General features: G+C 72.4%; 11 protein-coding genes and 1 pseudogene. 7 read left to right on the forward strand and 5 right to left on the reverse strand.

The window, feature by feature from the left end:
- From DEJ50_RS34350 to argG, 4 genes are all read right to left on the reverse strand, one after another.
- Entirely contained in the window at positions 1 to 591 is a 591-nt protein-coding gene (locus DEJ50_RS34350) for a hypothetical protein (protein ID WP_223837510.1), read from the reverse strand.
- 136 nt (positions 592 to 727) lie between these two features.
- A complete protein-coding gene (locus DEJ50_RS01210; RefSeq protein ID WP_150205551.1) occupies positions 728 to 1612 on the reverse strand; it encodes a CAP domain-containing protein in 885 nt (294 codons plus the stop codon).
- A 113-nt stretch (positions 1613 to 1725) separates the two neighbouring features.
- Positions 1726 to 2298 carry a GNAT family N-acetyltransferase gene (locus DEJ50_RS01215; protein ID WP_150205552.1) on the reverse strand — a complete coding sequence of 191 codons (573 nt, stop codon included), beginning with the start codon at positions 2296 to 2298 and terminating at the stop codon, positions 1726 to 1728.
- A gap of 60 nt (positions 2299 to 2358) precedes the next feature.
- Entirely contained in the window at positions 2359 to 3804 is a 1446-nt protein-coding gene (argG, locus tag DEJ50_RS01220) for an argininosuccinate synthase (RefSeq protein ID WP_150205553.1), read from the reverse strand.
- A 161-nt stretch (positions 3805 to 3965) separates the two neighbouring features.
- On the opposite strand from argG, the gene DEJ50_RS01225 reads away from it, so the two are divergent.
- Both DEJ50_RS01225 and DEJ50_RS01230 read left to right on the forward strand, forming a co-directional pair.
- The gene (locus DEJ50_RS01225; RefSeq protein ID WP_150205554.1) at positions 3966 to 5588 is read left to right on the forward strand and encodes an FAD-dependent monooxygenase; all 1623 of its coding nucleotides are present in this window, start codon (positions 3966 to 3968) and stop codon (positions 5586 to 5588) included.
- Positions 5589 to 5643: 55 nt separating this feature from the next.
- Positions 5644 to 7332 carry a serine/threonine-protein kinase gene (locus DEJ50_RS01230; protein WP_150205555.1) on the forward strand — a complete coding sequence of 563 codons (1689 nt, stop codon included), beginning with the start codon at positions 5644 to 5646 and terminating at the stop codon, positions 7330 to 7332.
- A 24-nt stretch (positions 7333 to 7356) separates the two neighbouring features.
- Here the strand turns inward: DEJ50_RS01230 and DEJ50_RS01235 are convergent, their stop codons facing one another.
- The gene (locus tag DEJ50_RS01235; protein WP_150205556.1) at positions 7357 to 8907 is read right to left on the reverse strand and encodes a serine/threonine-protein kinase; all 1551 of its coding nucleotides are present in this window, start codon (positions 8905 to 8907) and stop codon (positions 7357 to 7359) included.
- 242 nt (positions 8908 to 9149) lie between these two features.
- Here DEJ50_RS01235 and DEJ50_RS01240 point away from each other — a divergent pair, with 242 nt between their 5' ends.
- The 5 genes and pseudogenes from DEJ50_RS01240 to DEJ50_RS01260 all read left to right on the forward strand — a co-directional run bounded on the left by DEJ50_RS01240 (position 9150) and on the right by DEJ50_RS01260 (position 15321).
- Positions 9150 to 11558 carry an ATP-binding cassette domain-containing protein gene (locus DEJ50_RS01240; protein WP_150205557.1) on the forward strand — a complete coding sequence of 803 codons (2409 nt, stop codon included), beginning with the start codon at positions 9150 to 9152 and terminating at the stop codon, positions 11556 to 11558.
- A 264-nt stretch (positions 11559 to 11822) separates the two neighbouring features.
- Positions 11823 to 12899: pseudogene (locus DEJ50_RS01245) on the forward strand (ATP-binding protein); the annotation flags it as partial.
- Positions 12900 to 13011: 112 nt separating this feature from the next.
- Complete coding sequence (locus DEJ50_RS01250) at positions 13012 to 13452, forward strand: hypothetical protein (protein ID WP_150205559.1); 441 nt, start codon at positions 13012 to 13014, stop codon at positions 13450 to 13452.
- Positions 13453 to 13559: 107 nt separating this feature from the next.
- Positions 13560 to 13898, forward strand: a complete 339-nt coding sequence (locus DEJ50_RS01255) for a carboxymuconolactone decarboxylase family protein (protein WP_150205560.1) — start codon at positions 13560 to 13562, stop codon at positions 13896 to 13898.
- A gap of 7 nt (positions 13899 to 13905) precedes the next feature.
- The gene (locus DEJ50_RS01260; protein ID WP_150205561.1) at positions 13906 to 15321 is read left to right on the forward strand and encodes a DUF2252 domain-containing protein; all 1416 of its coding nucleotides are present in this window, start codon (positions 13906 to 13908) and stop codon (positions 15319 to 15321) included.
- Positions 15322 to 15337 lie beyond the last annotated feature (16 nt).

Consider the following 15337-nt stretch of genomic DNA (forward strand, 5'->3'; position numbering starts at 1 on the left):
TCAGAACGAGCTCTCGCGCACGCTGGCCTTGGCCTGGGGTTCGACCGTCGCCGTGATGTCCGACCGGTGGTCCGCACTGCTGAAGGTGACCGTCAGGGTGTGGTCGGCGGTCTGTGACGTGGCGGTTTTGAAGCCGCGGGCGGGAACGGCGGAGATCAGGCACACGCCTCGGCTCCCGTACCGCACGGTGGCCTTACCGCCCTGCGAGGGGATGGTGTACAGGCCCGGTCCGCCTTCCCGGCAGTCGACGGCGGGTTTCGGCGCAGTGGTACGGGGTGCTCCCGACGGGGTCTTCGACGGGGCGGCAGCCGAAGGGGAGGGGGACGGCCGCTGCCCCGCGGTGGGCGAACCGATCACGGACGCGGACGCGGGCACGGGGGCGGTCGGGGAGCTCGGGCCGGGTGACGGGGTCTGCTCCGCCTGCCAGGCCGGCGGTGAGTCGAGGACCGTGGGGGCGGACCGGGCAACGGGAGGCGTGGGCCTGGTCGAGCCGACCACGAACTGCACCGTGGCGAGCACGGCGGTCACACTGGTGGCCGTGCACGACAGCCATATGAGCAGGTAGCGCGGAACCCGCGGAATTCGAGGCACGGCCCCATAGTGGCCGACGGACGGACGGCCGCCGAACGCCGACGTCCTCCGTACCCGGGTACGGGCACGGAGGACGTGGCGTTCGGCGGCCGAGGGGGGAGGCGGGGCCGGGAGGCGGGGGCGGCCTCTGCCGGCCCTACCTCGGCGCGCCGAAGTTCTGCGTCCACCAGGGGCCGCCGTCGCCCTTGTGGACGCCGATGCCGATCTCACGGAAGTCGCAGTTGAGGATGTTGGCCCGGTGGCCCGAGCTGTTCATCCACGCCTTCATGACATCGTCGGCATCGGCCTGGCCCCTGGCTATGTTCTCGCCGAGCCGGGACCACTTGTATCCGGCGGCCTCCACCCGGCTGGTCATGGTGGACCCGTCGGGTCCGGTGTGGGACATGACGCCGCTGCGGGCCATGGTGTCGCTGTACGCCCGGGCGGCGGCGCTCAGCTTGGCGTTCGACGCCAGGGGACCGCAACCGGCCGCGGCCCGCTCCTTGTTGACCAGGGCGAGGACCGCGGACTCGGAGGCGGAGCCGGCGGAGGAACCGCCGGACGAACCGCCGGAGGAGCCGCCCGTGCTGCCGCCCGTGCCGCCGGAGCCGCCGCCGGTGGCCGGGGCCGGCGTCCGCGTGGGCTTGCGGGTCGGCGTCGCCGTCGTACGGGCCGGACTGCTCTGCGCCGCCGCGGAGGTGGTGGGGGTGGCCGACCCCTTGGCGCCGTCGCTTGGTGTCCCGGACGGGGTCGGGGCGCTCGGGGACACCGATCCGGCGGTGCCGGTGGGGAGGGTCTCGGCCGGGGCGGCAGTGCCCGTCCCGTCGCCGGAGCCCGCCGTGCGGGACTCCGTACCGGCGGCGCCGTCGGCCCGCTGGTCCACGCGTGCATCACCGTCGCCGTCGGAGTCCGCCACTGCGACACCGACCGCCACCGCCGCGGCTGCCGCGGTGAGGGACAGCACGATGCGGGTGCGCACCGTCTTCTTCCGTCGCGCTTCGGCTCGCGGGGACGGCGGTTCGGGGGTTCGGCTGCGGCTCATGCCGGTTGCACCTCACAGGGAGAGGGGTGGATTCCGACCGAGCCTAAGGCCGTGACCAGCCAAAAGAGCGCCCTGGAGGGGTACTTCACGTTCCCTTAAGGAAGCCCGCAGGGTCAGCTCAGGTCGAGCCGCATCAGGATCCGGGGATGTCCTGCGAGCACCGAGGTGGTGTCGGCGGCATGGGAGAACCCGGCGCGTTCGAAGTTCTTCCGCAGCCCGGCGTAGGCCATGGTCAGATCGACCTTGGCGGCGCCGTTGTCCAGAGGATACGCCTCGATGGCCGGCGCCCCCTGGGCGCGGGCGAACTCGACCGCGCCGGCGATGAGGGCGTGTGAGATCCCGCTCTTGCGGTGGCCGGGGCGGACCCGGATGCACCACAGGGACCAGACCGGCAGGTCGTCGACGTGCGGGATCTTCCGGCTGTGCGCGAAGGCGGTGTCCGAGCGCGGTGCCACGGCGGCCCAGCCGACCGGCACGTCCCCCTCGTACGCGAGCACTCCCGGCGGCGGGTCCGCGGCGCACAGCCGGGCGACGTACTCGCCCCGGGCCGGTCCGCGCAGCTCGTTGTTGAGCTTCGAGGGGATCCGGTGGCTCAGGCACCAGCAGACGTTGGCCCCGGGTGACTTCGGGCCGAGCACGGCACGGACATCCTCGAAGTCCGTGGCCGGGCGCACGTCGATGGTCATGGCACCACGATGGCACGGCGTACGGGGCGCTGCCCGGGCAGCGCCCCGTACCGGTCGTGCTCAGTCGGTGCCGAACTCCATCGCGGCGCGGTCGAGCATCTCCTCGTCGTCGACCTCGCCGCGCGAGGCGATGGCCTCGGCGCCGCCCTCCGGCATCGCGCCGATCAGGCCCGTGGAGGCGGCCTGTGCGGCGCCGACGAGCGCGGCCTGGCCGGTGCCGACCATGCCGAGGCCGGCGTACTGCTCCAGCCTGGCCCGCGAGTCGGCGATGTCGAGGTTGCGCATGGTGAGCTGGCCGATCCGGTCGACCGGGCCGAACGCCGAGTCCTCGGTGCGCTCCATGGACAGCTTGTCCGGGTGGTAGCTGAAGGCAGGACCGGTGGTGTCGAGGATCGAGTAGTCCTCACCGCGCCGCAGCCGCAGCGTGACCTCGCCGGTGACGGCCGAGCCGACCCAGCGCTGGAGCGACTCGCGCACCATCAGCGCCTGCGGGTCGAGCCAGCGGCCCTCGTACATCAGCCGGCCCAGACGCCGTCCCTCGTTGTGGTACTGGGCGAGGGTGTCCTCGTTGTGGATGGCGTTAACCAGGCGTTCGTAGGCCGCGTGCAGCAGGGCCATACCGGGCGCCTCGTAGATGCCGCGGCTCTTCGCCTCGATGATCCGGTTCTCGATCTGGTCCGACATGCCGAGGCCGTGGCGACCGCCGATCGCGTTCGCCTCCATCACCAGGTCGACCGGGGAGTGGAAGGTCTTGCCGTTGACCGTCACCGGACGGCCCTGTTCGAAGCCGATGGTCACGTCCTCGGCGGCGATCTCCACCTCGGGGTCCCAGAACCGCACGCCCATGATCGGGTCCACCGTCTCGACGCCCGTGTCGAGGTGCTCCAGGGTCTTGGCCTCGTGGGTGGCGCCCCAGATGTTGGCGTCGGTCGAGTACGCCTTCTCGGTGCTGTCGCGGTAGGGCAGCCCGTGGGCGAGCAGCCACTCCGACATCTCCTTGCGACCGCCGAGCTCGGTGACGAAGTCCGCGTCCAGCCAGGGCTTGTAGATGCGCAGGTGGGGGTTGGCGAGCAGGCCGTAGCGGTAGAACCGCTCGATGTCGTTGCCCTTGAACGTGGAGCCGTCGCCCCAGATCTGTACGTCGTCCTCGAGCATGGCCCGGACCAGCATGGTGCCCGTGACGGCGCGGCCGAGCGGGGTGGTGTTGAAGTACGCGCGCCCGCCCGAGCGGATGTGGAAGGCGCCGCAGGCGAGTGCGGCCAGGCCCTCCTCGACCAGGGCGGCCCGGCAGTCGACCAGGCGGGCGATCTCCGCGCCGTACGTCTTCGCCCGGCCGGGTACCGAACCGATGTCGGGTTCGTCGTACTGGCCGATGTCGGCGGTGTAGGTGCACGGGACGGCGCCCTTGTCGCGCATCCAGGCGACGGCGACGGAGGTGTCGAGGCCGCCGGAGAAGGCGATGCCGACGCGCTCGCCGGTGGGCAGTGAGGTGAGAACCTTGGACATAGGAAGAGTATGCACCAATCTACATAATCATTCACCACCGGGGCCGGACGGAATCACTCTGATGCGGTCCACGGACCCGCGCGAAACCGGCGCGGGACCGGCGCGGGACCGGCGCGGGACCGGCGCGGGACCGGCATGGGGCCGGGGAAACGGGCCAGGATATGACCGTGGCTGACGTCGAGGTGCCCGTGTTGATCGTGGGTGGCGGGCAGGTCGGGCTCACCGCCCGGGCGCTCCTGGAGCGCTGGGGCGTACCGGCCCTGTTGGTGGAAAAGCATCGCCGGCTGTCCCCGTTCCCTCGGTCCCGGCTGGTCAACGTGCGCTCGATGGAGATCTACCGCCGGCTCGGGTTCGCCCGCACGATCGCGGCCAGGGCCTTCGCACCGGAGTACGGGCGCGTCCGCTTCCGCGACACCCTGCACGGGCCGGACTTCGCCACGGCGGCCATGGTCGGGGTGCATGCGCCGGTGCCCGAGAGCCCCGTGACCGGCGTGCTGACCTCGCAGGACCGGCTGGAGCCCACTCTGCTCGCCGCGGCCGAGGCGCCGGTGCGGTTCGGGGTCGAGCTCATCGGCCTGACCGGAGATCCCGAGAGACCGGAGGGCCCCGAGCGACCCGAGGGGGTCGTGGCCGTGCTCGCCGACCGCCGGAGCGGCGAGGAGGTGCGCGTGCGGGCCCGGCACGTGCTCGCCGCGGACGGTGCGAACTCCACGGTCCGGCAGCTGCTGGGGATCGGCACCGCCGGTCCCGGGGCGCTCGGGGATTTCACCACCGTCGTCTTCGAGGCCGACCTCGACCACCGGTCCGCCCGGCAGCCCGCCGGGGTCTACTTCACGGCACACGGATCGTTCGCCCCGGTCTACCCGGAGGGCGGCTGGGCATGGTTCGCCCCCACCCCCGAGGACGCTGCGGGCGCCGACTGGGCCGAGGTGGTCTCGCGCGCGCTCGGTCCCGGGGCCGGTGCCGACGGCGTACGGGTGAACGTGCTGCGGGTCCAGCACTGGGTGATGAACGCCTTCGTCGCCGAACGCTTCCGCCACGGCCGGGTCCTGCTGGCCGGGGATGCCGCACACGCCGTCCCCATCATCGGCGGCCTGGGCATGAATGCCGGCGTCGCGGATGTGCACAACCTGTGCTGGAAGCTGGCGGGAGTCGTCCACGGGTGGGCAGGGCCGGGCCTGCTGGAGAGCTACGAGGCGGAACGGCAGCCCGTCGCCCACCGGACCCTCCACCAGGCGGTGGCCAACACGCGCCTGATGGTCGAGGTACAGGGCCTTCGCCGCGAGCAGCTCCAGAGCGCGGAGCCGGCTCCGGCCCGGATCGAACCGCCCTGGTCGGACCGGTACTTCGCCCAGCTCGGTCTCGTACTCGGCGTCACCTACCGGTCCGGTGCGGTCCTCGCCGAGGAAGGGGCCCCGGCCGAGCCGACCGCCCCGGACAATGACATGGGCACGGACTACGTCCCCACCGCGGAGCCGGGCCGTCGTATGCCGCACCTCTGGCTCACGCCCGAGCGCTCCACGCTCGACGCCTGCGGCGAGTGGTTCACCCTGCTGACCCCGGACCCCGCCCTCTGGGGCCGGCAGACCGCGGCCCCCTGGCCGCTGCGCATCGAGCCGCTGCCCGGGGAGCATGCCGACCGCTTGGGCCTGCTCCCGCACGGAGCCCTGCTCGTCAGGCCGGACGGCCATATCGGCGCCCGCTGGCGCGACCGCCCGCCGGACGGTTCGGCCCTCCGCACCGCCCTGGCCGCACTCACCGCCCGCCCGGCATCGCCGTCCTAGCTGCTGCGCACCCCGAAGGTGGCCGGGCCGGCCCGGGTCCCTACGATGTCCGGCCATGGACACAAGTGAGGGCGGCAGACGCCTCGTCGACGGCCGCTTCGAGTTGATCGCCCGCCTGGGCAGCGGAGGCATGGGCACCGTGTGGCGGGCCCTGGACACCGCACTGCAACGGGAAGTCGCGCTGAAGGAGGTCCGGCCCGCGGACCCGGCGCTGATCGAGGCCCGCCCGGACCTCGCCCTGCAACTGCGGCAACGGGCCATCCGCGAGGCGCAGGCGCTGGCCCGGCTGGCGCACCCCAACGTCGTGTCCATCCACCACATCATCGAACCGCCGGACGGCTCGCACCCCTGGATCGTGATGGAGCTGGTCCAGGGCGGATCGCTGCACGACCGGCTCGCCCAGGGCCCGCTGCCCGTGTCCGAGGTGGTGCGGATCGGCCTGGACGTCCTGTCCGCGCTGCGGGCCGCGCACGCGGCCGGCGTGCACCACCGGGACGTCAAGCCCGCGAACGTCCTGCTGCGTCCCGACGGCAGCGCCGTCCTCACCGACTTCGGCATCGCGGCCCTGCCCGAGTCGGCCGGCCTCACGGCCACCGGCGACCTGGTCGGGTCCCCCGAGTACATCGCCCCCGAGCGCGTTCGCGGCGAGGAGGGCAACCCCGCCTCCGACCTGTGGTCGCTCGGCATGATGCTGTACGTCGCCTCGGAGGGCGTCCACCCGCTGCGCCGGGCCACCGCGATGGCGACCGTCGTCGCGGTGCTCGACGAACCCCTCCCCTACCCCTCGCGTTCCGGGGCGCTCGCCCCCGTGCTCGCGGAGCTCCTGGTGCGCGACACGGCGGCCCGGCCGGATGCCGCGCAGCTGGACCGGCTGCTGCGGGCGGTACCGGAGGCCTCCGCGGCGGCGCCGGTCGGGCCGCCGACCGTGCCCCAGGGCTACGGTCCGGCAGCCGTGTACCAGCCGCCGACGCCTACGCCGACGCCGACGCCTACGCCTCCGAACGGCTTCGGTCCCCCGGCCGGCGGAGCGGTCACGGCGCCGGTCCCGTCCGTGGCGCCCGCGCGGCGCCGGAGCCGTGTGCTGGTGGCCGTGGTGTCCGTGGTGGCGGTGGGAGTGCTGGTGGCCGGGGCGGCCTGGACGGTGGACCGGCTGCTGCCGGACGGCGACGGGAAGCGCGACGAGGCGTCCTCGTCCGCAGGACCGACCGGCGGCAGCGGGCCGAGCCGGGCCGCGGACGGGCCGACGGGCAGTCCGGCCGCCCGCAAGAGCGGGGCGCCGAGCACGCCCGACGCGCCGGACAACCTGCACACCCCTGCCGGAGCCCGGGCCGTGGCGGCGGCCCTGCACGAGGAAACCGGCCGCCGGGACGTCGTACGCCTCGCCCTGTACGACACCTATGCGCTGGCGTACGTACCGGTCGACTCCCCGGCCGGCGCCTACGACAGCTACCAGTACCGCGGCGGGGTCTCGCGCTTCGGTCCCGGCGGCACCGTGCGGGACGGTGCCAAGCCGATCGACCTGAGCAAGGTCGACTGGAATGTGCTGCCCGGGCTCTTCGAACAGGCCGAGCGCAAGCTCCGGGTGGAGAAGGCGACGATGCGCTACGTCCTGGTCGAACCCGATCTCTTCGACAAGAACGAGCCGCGCCTGAAGATCTACCTCACCAACGAGTACGGCGGGACGGGCTTCCTCGTCGCCGGCCTGGACGGCAAGGTGAAGCAGGTCCAGCCCGCCACCTCGTAGCGGGGGCGGGCGGCTGCGACGGGTTCAGCGCCCACGGGTGAGGAACGCCGGGGCGCCGGCCGACTGGGCTCCCTCCGATTCGAGGGTCAGCCGGTCGGGCTCCGTCATGGTCACCAGGTAGAGGTTGCCCCGGGGGCAGTCGATGGCGGCACTGCGGTCGGTCGGGTGGCTGGTCACGGCCGCCAGGACGGCGGTGTTCCCGCGCATCTGCCGCAGTTCGAGGGCCTCCGTGCAGCCCAGATTCCGCCCGGTGCCGATCTCTTTGAGGTTGCTGACCTGGGCGCCCATGACATCGCCCACGGCTCCTGCGTGCAGGGTGACCGTGACGGCGAAGTCCTGCGTCCGCGCCCGCGCGACGCCGTCCGCGTCCGGGGTGCCGGGCCCGAGGCCGGTCCACGTGCCGACCCACGCCGCCGGCAGTGACGTGACGGCGGGGGACTGCCCGGACGGTGACGGTGCGGGCGTGCCGGCGGGTGCGGTGCCGTCCTTCCCGTCGCCATCGCCGTCGCCGTCGCCGTCGCCACCGCCGAAGGGCACGATCATGACGATGACGAACGCGACGAGGGCGACAGCCAGGGCCGCCAAGACGGCCTTCCGGGTCCGGCTGGGGGCCGCGACCAGGTCCTCGGCGGGGCGTGGTGTGCCGGGGGCCGTGGCCGGCGGTACCGGCGGAGTCAGCGGTGCCGGCGGCGCGGCCACCGGGGCGTACACCGGCGGCTGTGCTGCGGCGAGCAGGCCCCGGAGTTCCGCTTCCCGGCTGCCGGCAGCCGCCACCAGGGCCGGCGGGACCACCCGGTGCCACTCCTGCTCCCCCGCGGTCTCGAGCCGCGCCCGCACCTCCTCGGCGGTCGGCCGCTGCTCCGGGTTCTTGGCCAGGCATTCCCCGACCAGCGGGAGCAGCGCATCCGGTACCCCGTCGAGCAGGGGCTCGTCATGGACGATCCGGTACAGGAGCGCGGGCAGGTCCGGCTCCTCGCCGCGGGCCACGAACGGGCTGCGGCCGGTCGCCGCGTACACGAGGACCGCGGCCAGGGAGAACACGTCCGCCGGGGCCGCGGCCACGGCGCCGGTCGCCTGCTCGGGGGCGAGGTAGCCGGGGGTGCCCATGACCGTACCGGTCCGGGTGCGGCGCGGGTCGCGGACGGCGCGGGCGATGCCGAAGTCGATGAGGTAGGGCCGCTCTGCACCCAGCAGCACATTGCCCGGTTTGATGTCGCGGTGGACCACCCCTGCCGCACGTACGGAGACGAGTGCGGCGGACAGCTCCCGGGCCAGGCACCGGACGGCGGGTTCGGGCAGCGGCCCGTGCCGGTGCACCCAGTCGGCGAGCGAGGGTGCGGCCACGTATTCGGTCGCCAGCCACTGCGGTGCGGTGTCCGGCGGGCTGAAGTCCACCACCGAGACCGTCCACGGGGAGCGCACCCGGTCGTTGGTGCGGATCTCCCGGGCGAACCGTTCGGCGAACCCGGGTTCCCGGCTCAGGTCGCGGTGGACGGTCTTCAGGGCCAGCGGCCGGCCGGAGGCCGTCCGGGCCAGGAACACCTCGCCCATTCCGCCGGCGCCGAGCCGCGCCAAGAGGCGGTATCCCCCGATCTCCGCCGGATCACCAGGCTGCAGAGACTCCACCAACGCCCCCGGTCTTCGCCGTTGTTGCCGGCCCGAACCGTACGGGCCGCCCCGTGGCTCACCTTAGGGGATGCCCGACACGGCCATCATCCGACCGGCAGGGCGTTGCCGTGGCCGCGCCGACGAAGTAGAACGGACGACCGGACGTACCGCCGGCCCCGCCTCACGGACACAGATGGAGACAGATCAGCATGGCCACCAGGAAGGACGCACAGGCGCCCGCGCCGCACGGTGCCGACAGCCACGATGTGATCCGGGTGCACGGCGCGCGCGAGAACAACCTCAAGGACGTCAGCGTCGAGATCCCCAAGCGCCGGCTGACGGTGTTCACCGGGGTCTCCGGCTCGGGCAAGAGCTCGCTGGTGTTCGACACGATCGCCGCGGAGTCGCAGCGGCTGATCAACGAGACCTACAGCACCTTCGTCCAGGGCTTCATGCCGACGCCGGCGCGGCCCGAGGTGGACGTACTGGAGGGCCTGACCACGGTGATCAGCGTCGACCAGCAGCGGATGGGCGCCGACCCCCGCTCCACGGTCGGCACCGCCACCGATGCCAACGCGATGCTGCGCATCCTCTTCAGCCGGCTCGGCAAGCCGCACATCGGGCCGCCCAGCGCGTACTCCTTCAACACCGCCACGGTCCGGGCGAGCGGCGGGATCACCGTCGAGCGCGGTGCCGCGAAGACCAGGACGGTGAAGGCGACCTTCAGCCGCACCGGCGGCATGTGCACACACTGCGAGGGCCGGGGCAAGGTCTCCGACATCGACCTGACCCAGCTCTACGACGACTCCAAGTCGATCGCGGAGGGCGCGTTCACCATCCCCGGCTGGAAGTCGGACAACGTGTGGACCGTGGGGATCTACGCCGAGTCGGGCTTCCTCGACCCGAACAAGCCCATCCGCCGGTTCACCAAGAAGGAGATGCAGGACTTCCTCTACCGCGAGCCGACCAAGGTGAAGGTCAACGGTGTCAACCTCACCTACGAGGGGCTGATCCCGAAAATCCAGAAGTCCTTCCTGTCCAAGGACAAGGAGGCGATGCAGCCGCACATCCGGGCCTTTGTGGAGCGGGCCGTCACCTTCACCACCTGCCCCGAGTGCGACGGCACCCGGCTCAGCGAGGGGGCGCGGTCGTCGAAGATCAAGCGGATCAGCATCGCCGACGCCTGCGCCATGCAGATCAGCGATCTGGCCGAGTGGGTCCGGGGCCTGGCGGAGCCGTCGGTGGCGCCGCTGCTCGCGGCGCTGCGGCACACCCTCGACTCGTTCGTGGAGATCGGCCTTGGCTACCTCTCGCTGGACCGGCCGGCGGGCACGCTGTCGGGCGGCGAGGCCCAGCGCGTCAAGATGATCCGCCACCTCGGCTCCCCGCTGACGGACATCACGTACGTCTTCGACGAACCCACCATCGGGCTGCACCCCCATGACATCCAGCGGATGAACGGTCTGCTGCTGCGGCTGCGGGACAAGGGCAACACGGTGCTCGTGGTGGAGCACAAGCCGGAGACGATCGCGATCGCCGACCATGTCGTCGACCTCGGCCCCGGGGCGGGCACGGCGGGCGGGACCGTCTGTTTCGAGGGCACGGTGAAGGGGCTGCGGGACGGCGGCACCGTCACCGGGCGCCATTTCGACGACCGGGCCTCCCTCAAGGAGACGGTGCGTACGCCCTCCGGTGCGCTGGAGGTCCGCGGCGCGACGGCGAACAACCTGCGGAACGTGGACGTCGACATCCCGCTGGGGGTGCTGACGGTGATCACCGGCGTCGCAGGCTCCGGCAAGAGCTCGCTCGTGCACGGATCGCTGCCGCACCGGGCGGGAGCGGCCGGCGAGGGTGTGGTGTCGGTGGACCAGAGCCCGATCCGTGGCTCGCGGCGGAGCAACCCGGCGACGTACACCGGTCTGCTCGACCCGATCCGCAAGGCGTTCGCGAAGGTCAACGGCGTCAAGCCGGCGTTGTTCAGCGCGAATTCCGAGGGCGCGTGTCCCACGTGCAACGGCGCGGGGGTCATCTACACCGACCTGGCGATGATGGCGGGTGTCGCGGTTCCCTGCGAGGAGTGCGAGGGGAAGCGGTTCCAGGCATCGGTCCTGGAGTACCGGCTCGGCGGGCGGGACATCAGCGAGGTCCTCGCGATGTCGGTGGACGAGGCCGAGGAGTTCTTCGGCGGTTCCGGCGAGGCGGCGACTCCGGCCGCGCACCGGATCCTCCGGCGGCTCGCCGACGTCGGGCTCGGCTATCTGACCCTCGGCCAGCCGCTCACCACGCTGTCCGGCGGCGAGCGGCAGCGGCTGAAGCTGGCCACACACATGGCGGAGAAGGGCGGGGTCTATGTCCTCGACGAGCCGACCACGGGTCTGCATCTCGCCGATGTCGAGCACCTGCTCGGGCTGCTCGACCGGCTGGTCGACTCCGGCAAGTCGGTGATCGTCATCGAGCACCACCAGGCGGTCATGGCACACGCCGACTGGATCATCGACCTCGGCCCCGGCGCCGGCCACGACGGCGGCACGGTCGTCTTCGAGGGCACCCCGGCCGACCTCGTCGCCACCCGCTCCACCCTCACCGGCGAACACCTCGCGACGTACGTCGGCGGCTGAGCGGGGGCGGCGGGGGCGGCGAAAATGCCGGCCCGGGCCCCCTCGGAACTGCCGCCGCAACGGCCTTCGGCGGCACTCCTGCGGTCGTCCGGGCGCCGGCGCCACCTCCCGGACAGGCAGCCGCGCAGCAGCCCCGGACACGCCTTCCTGACGCCCCCTCACTCCCTCTCGCACCCGCTCCCACCTGCGGATTTCCTTGCCCCGCCGTAGAATTGGGCGCATCGGGAGGGGCCCGGTCGGGCCCGGAATGAGGGGGTTGGGGACATGGATCCGAAGCGGTACGACGCGAGCCACATCGAGGTGTTGGAAGGGCTCGAGGCCGTACGCAAGCGGCCCGGCATGTACGTGGGCTCGACCGGCGAGCGCGGGCTGCACCAGATGGTGGACGAGGTCCTCGCGTACGCGCTCGACGAGGCCCTGGCCGGCCACGCCGACACCATCGATGTCACGATCACGGCGGACGGCGGGCTGCGCGTCGCCGACAACGGCCGGGGCATCCCGGTCCCCGCCGTCGAGAGCGTGCTGACCGATCTGTTCTCCGGCTACCCCACGTCCGGCAGGGTCGGAGCCAGTGTGGTCAACGCGCTGTCGGACCGCCTTGCCGTCGAGGTCCGGCGCGAGGGGTTCCGCTGGACCCAGGAGCACTCGCGTGGCGTTCCGCTCGGCCCGCCGGCGAGGAACGAGGCGACGAGCGAGCGGGGTACCACGATCACGTTCTGGGCCGACGAGGAGATCTTCGAGACCACCCGGTACTCGTTCACCACGCTGTCACAGCGCCTCCGGGAGCTCGCCTCCCTCCACCACGGCGTGACCGTCTCGCTCACCGACGAGCGCCGGGCGCCCGTCGTTCACCAGCGCTACCACGGTGGCGTCCGGGGCCTCGTCACCCACCTCAACTCCCACAGGGGGGAACTCGTCCATCCCACCGTGATCGCCTTCGCCGCGGCGGACGGGACGAGCTCGGTCGAGATCGCGATGCAGTGGTGCGGCTCCGGCGAGGAGGCCATGCACTCGTTCGCGAACCTCGTCCGCACCGTTCAGGGCGGCACACATGAGGAAGGCTTCCGGGAAGCCGTCACCGCATCGGTCAACGCCCATGCCAGGGAGCAGGGGCTGCTGCCCGGAAACGAGCCCGGAAACGACGAGGAGTTCACCCGGGACACGGTCCACCGCGGTCTGACGGCAGTGGTGTCCGTGAAACTCCGCGACCCGGAGTTCCACGGCGCCACCAGGACCATTCTCGGCAATGCCGAGGTGTACGAGGAGGTCCGGACCCTCGTCCGCCGGCACCTCGCGAACTGGCTGGACGCCAACCCGCAGGAGGCCGCGGACATCGTCCGCAGCCTTACGCTGCGCCGCGGATGCGCCGCCTGAGGCAGGCGTACCGGGCCCCGGCGGCCCCCGCCGCCCCGGGTACTGGTGGTGATCGCCTTCCCGGGGCTACGCTCCGGGGATGGAGCGCGCCGAGGTTCTGAAACGGGTGATCGGCATCCTCACCGAGGCCCAGGACATCCGCCGGGCCGCCGAAGCCGGCCGGAACGGCACCAACGGCACGGCCGGCCCGGACGGCGGTGAGGACGACCTCCTCTCCGGGGCCGCGGCCGGAGTCACCACCCAGCTCCTGAACGAGATGCTCCCGTCGATCAGCGTTCCGGCCGACGCCTCTCCCCAGCAGGTGGCGAGCCTGGTGGCCCAGGCCCTCGGCCCGGCCCTGCACACCATGGTCTCCGGTTTCAGTCTGGCGTTCACCAGCCTCGCGATGGTGCACGATGCGGGCCGTACGGACGTCTCCTCGATCGAGGTCCTCCAGGAACTCGCGCTCGAAATCGAGGCGGGAGCCTACGACCAGCGCGATGGGGGCGAGCGCGGCAACCACGGCGACCAAGGGGCCTGATACACGCCTCCGGCCCCCTCGGCGCCCCCGCGCGCAGCACCCCGGGCGGTCCTAGAGTTGAGGCAGAGCTGCCTGTGGCAGGACATCCCCCAGAAGGACAGTGCGCCATGTCCGCTGTATCCGACACCCCGGTCCTGGACACCCTCGCCGCCATGACGGTCGACTCGCTCGAGCGTTGCGGCCTGTCCCCGGACATGCTCATGCTCACCAGGATCGCGGCCCTCGCCGCCTCCGACGCCCCGCCGATCTCCTACGTCGCCCACATCGACCCCGCGCTCAAGGCCGGTATGACGGCCGACCAGTTGCAGGACGTGCTGGTGGCCATCGCCCCCATCGTGGGCACCGCCCGCGTCATGACGGCAGCGGGCAACATCACCACGGCCCTCGGCATCGCCATCGCGGTCGCCGAGGCCGAGGCGCAGGCCGAGATCGACGCCCGCGGCTGACGCGCCCATGGTCCGGAGCGCTACCACCGCGATGCGCGCGGTGCCCCACGCCACACCCAAGGAGCGCGCGGCGCTCGGCAAGGCGGCCCGGCGCCGCTCGCCCCGGTCGGATCATGCCGTGTTCCGGCCGTCCGCGGACCGGCCGGATCCGCTGGCCATCCTGGAGGAGCAGTCCGCGTCCCGGGTGCCCGAGTTGGTGCCGATCCGCTACGGCCGGATGACGGAGTCACCGTTCCGCTTCTACCGGGGCGCCGCCGCCATCATGGCGTCCGACCTGGCCGGCAGCCCGGATTCGGGGATCACGGTGCAGCTGTGCGGGGATGCGCATCTGCTGAACTTCCGGCTGCTGGCCTCTCCGGAGCGCCGGCTGATGTTCGACATCAACGACTTCGACGAAACCCTTCCCGGCCCCTGGGAGTGGGATGTCAAACGGCTGTCGGCGAGCCTTGTCATCGCCGGCCGGGCGAACGGCTTCGACGAGGCCGAACGCGCCGTGATCGTGAACTCGGCTGTGCGCTCGTACCGCGAGGCGATGTCGGGCTTCGCCGGTATGGGCAACCTCGAGGTCTGGTATTCGAAGATCGACGCGGAGCGCCTCGAAGAGCTGGTCGCAGCCCAGCTCCGCCAGGGCGGACAGCAGAAACTGGCCGCCGCCCTGGCGCGGGCCCGCAGGCAGAACAGCCTGCAGGTCTTCCGCAAACTCACGGAGGTGGTGGACGGCCGGCCCCGGATCGCGGCGGATCCGCCGCTGCTGACGCCGATCGCCGATCTGCTGCCGGACGTCGAGCGCAGCGAGCTGGAGCGCCGGTTCCGCCGCCTGCTGGAGAGCTACGGCCGGACGATGGCGAGCGACCGGGGGGCGCTGCTGGCCGACTACCGGCTGGCGGACGTGGCCCGCAAGGTGGTCGGCGTCGGCAGTGTCGGCACCCGCTGCTGGATCCTGCTGCTCCTCGGCCGCAACGGCCGGGACCCGCTCTTCCTCCAGGCCAAGGAGGCCGACACCTCCGTGCTCGCCGCGCATCTCGGTGCGAGCACGTACCGGAACCAGGGCGAGCGGGTGGTGGCCGGACAGCGGCTGATGCAGGCGGCGAGCGACATCTTCCTGGGCTGGGAGCGCGTGGACGGCATCGACGGCAAGCGCCGCGACTTCTACCTCCGCCAGCTGCGCGACTGGAAGGGCATCGCCATGCCGGAGACGATGTCGCCCAAACAGCTCAGGACCTTCGGCGAAATCTGCGGGCTTACGCTCGCCCGGGCACATGCGCGCTCCGGCGACCGGATCGCGATCGCCGCGTATCTGGGCCGCAGCGAGAGCTTCGACCGGGCGGTCACCGCGTTCGCCGAGGCGTACGCCGACCAGAACGAGCGCGATCACCAGGCGCTGGTCGACGCGGTCCGGGCGGGCCGGCTGCCGGCGGCCTGACCCCTGTGGAGCGGGC

Source organism: Streptomyces venezuelae (assembly GCF_008642295.1).
Taxonomy (GTDB): Bacteria; Actinomycetota; Actinomycetes; order Streptomycetales; family Streptomycetaceae; genus Streptomyces; species Streptomyces venezuelae_C.

Bases quoted from the DNA above. Each gene is read 5' to 3' on its own strand.
- DEJ50_RS01255 (WP_150205560.1), top strand. From the start codon at position 13,560: ATGTCCGCTGTATCCGACACCCCGGTCCTGGACACCCTCGCCGCCATG.
- DEJ50_RS01230 (WP_150205555.1), top strand. From the start codon at position 5,644: ATGGACACAAGTGAGGGCGGCAGACGCCTCGTCGACGGCCGCTTCGAG.
- argG (WP_150205553.1), bottom strand. From the start codon at position 3,804: ATGTCCAAGGTTCTCACCTCACTGCCCACCGGCGAGCGCGTCGGCATC.
- DEJ50_RS01225 (WP_150205554.1), top strand. From the start codon at position 3,966: ATGACCGTGGCTGACGTCGAGGTGCCCGTGTTGATCGTGGGTGGCGGG.
- DEJ50_RS01260 (WP_150205561.1), top strand. From the start codon at position 13,906: ATGGTCCGGAGCGCTACCACCGCGATGCGCGCGGTGCCCCACGCCACA.
- DEJ50_RS01250 (WP_150205559.1), top strand. From the start codon at position 13,012: ATGGAGCGCGCCGAGGTTCTGAAACGGGTGATCGGCATCCTCACCGAG.
- DEJ50_RS01240 (WP_150205557.1), top strand. From the start codon at position 9,150: ATGGCCACCAGGAAGGACGCACAGGCGCCCGCGCCGCACGGTGCCGAC.
- DEJ50_RS01215 (WP_150205552.1), bottom strand. From the start codon at position 2,298: ATGACCATCGACGTGCGCCCGGCCACGGACTTCGAGGATGTCCGTGCC.
- DEJ50_RS01210 (WP_150205551.1), bottom strand. From the start codon at position 1,612: ATGAGCCGCAGCCGAACCCCCGAACCGCCGTCCCCGCGAGCCGAAGCG.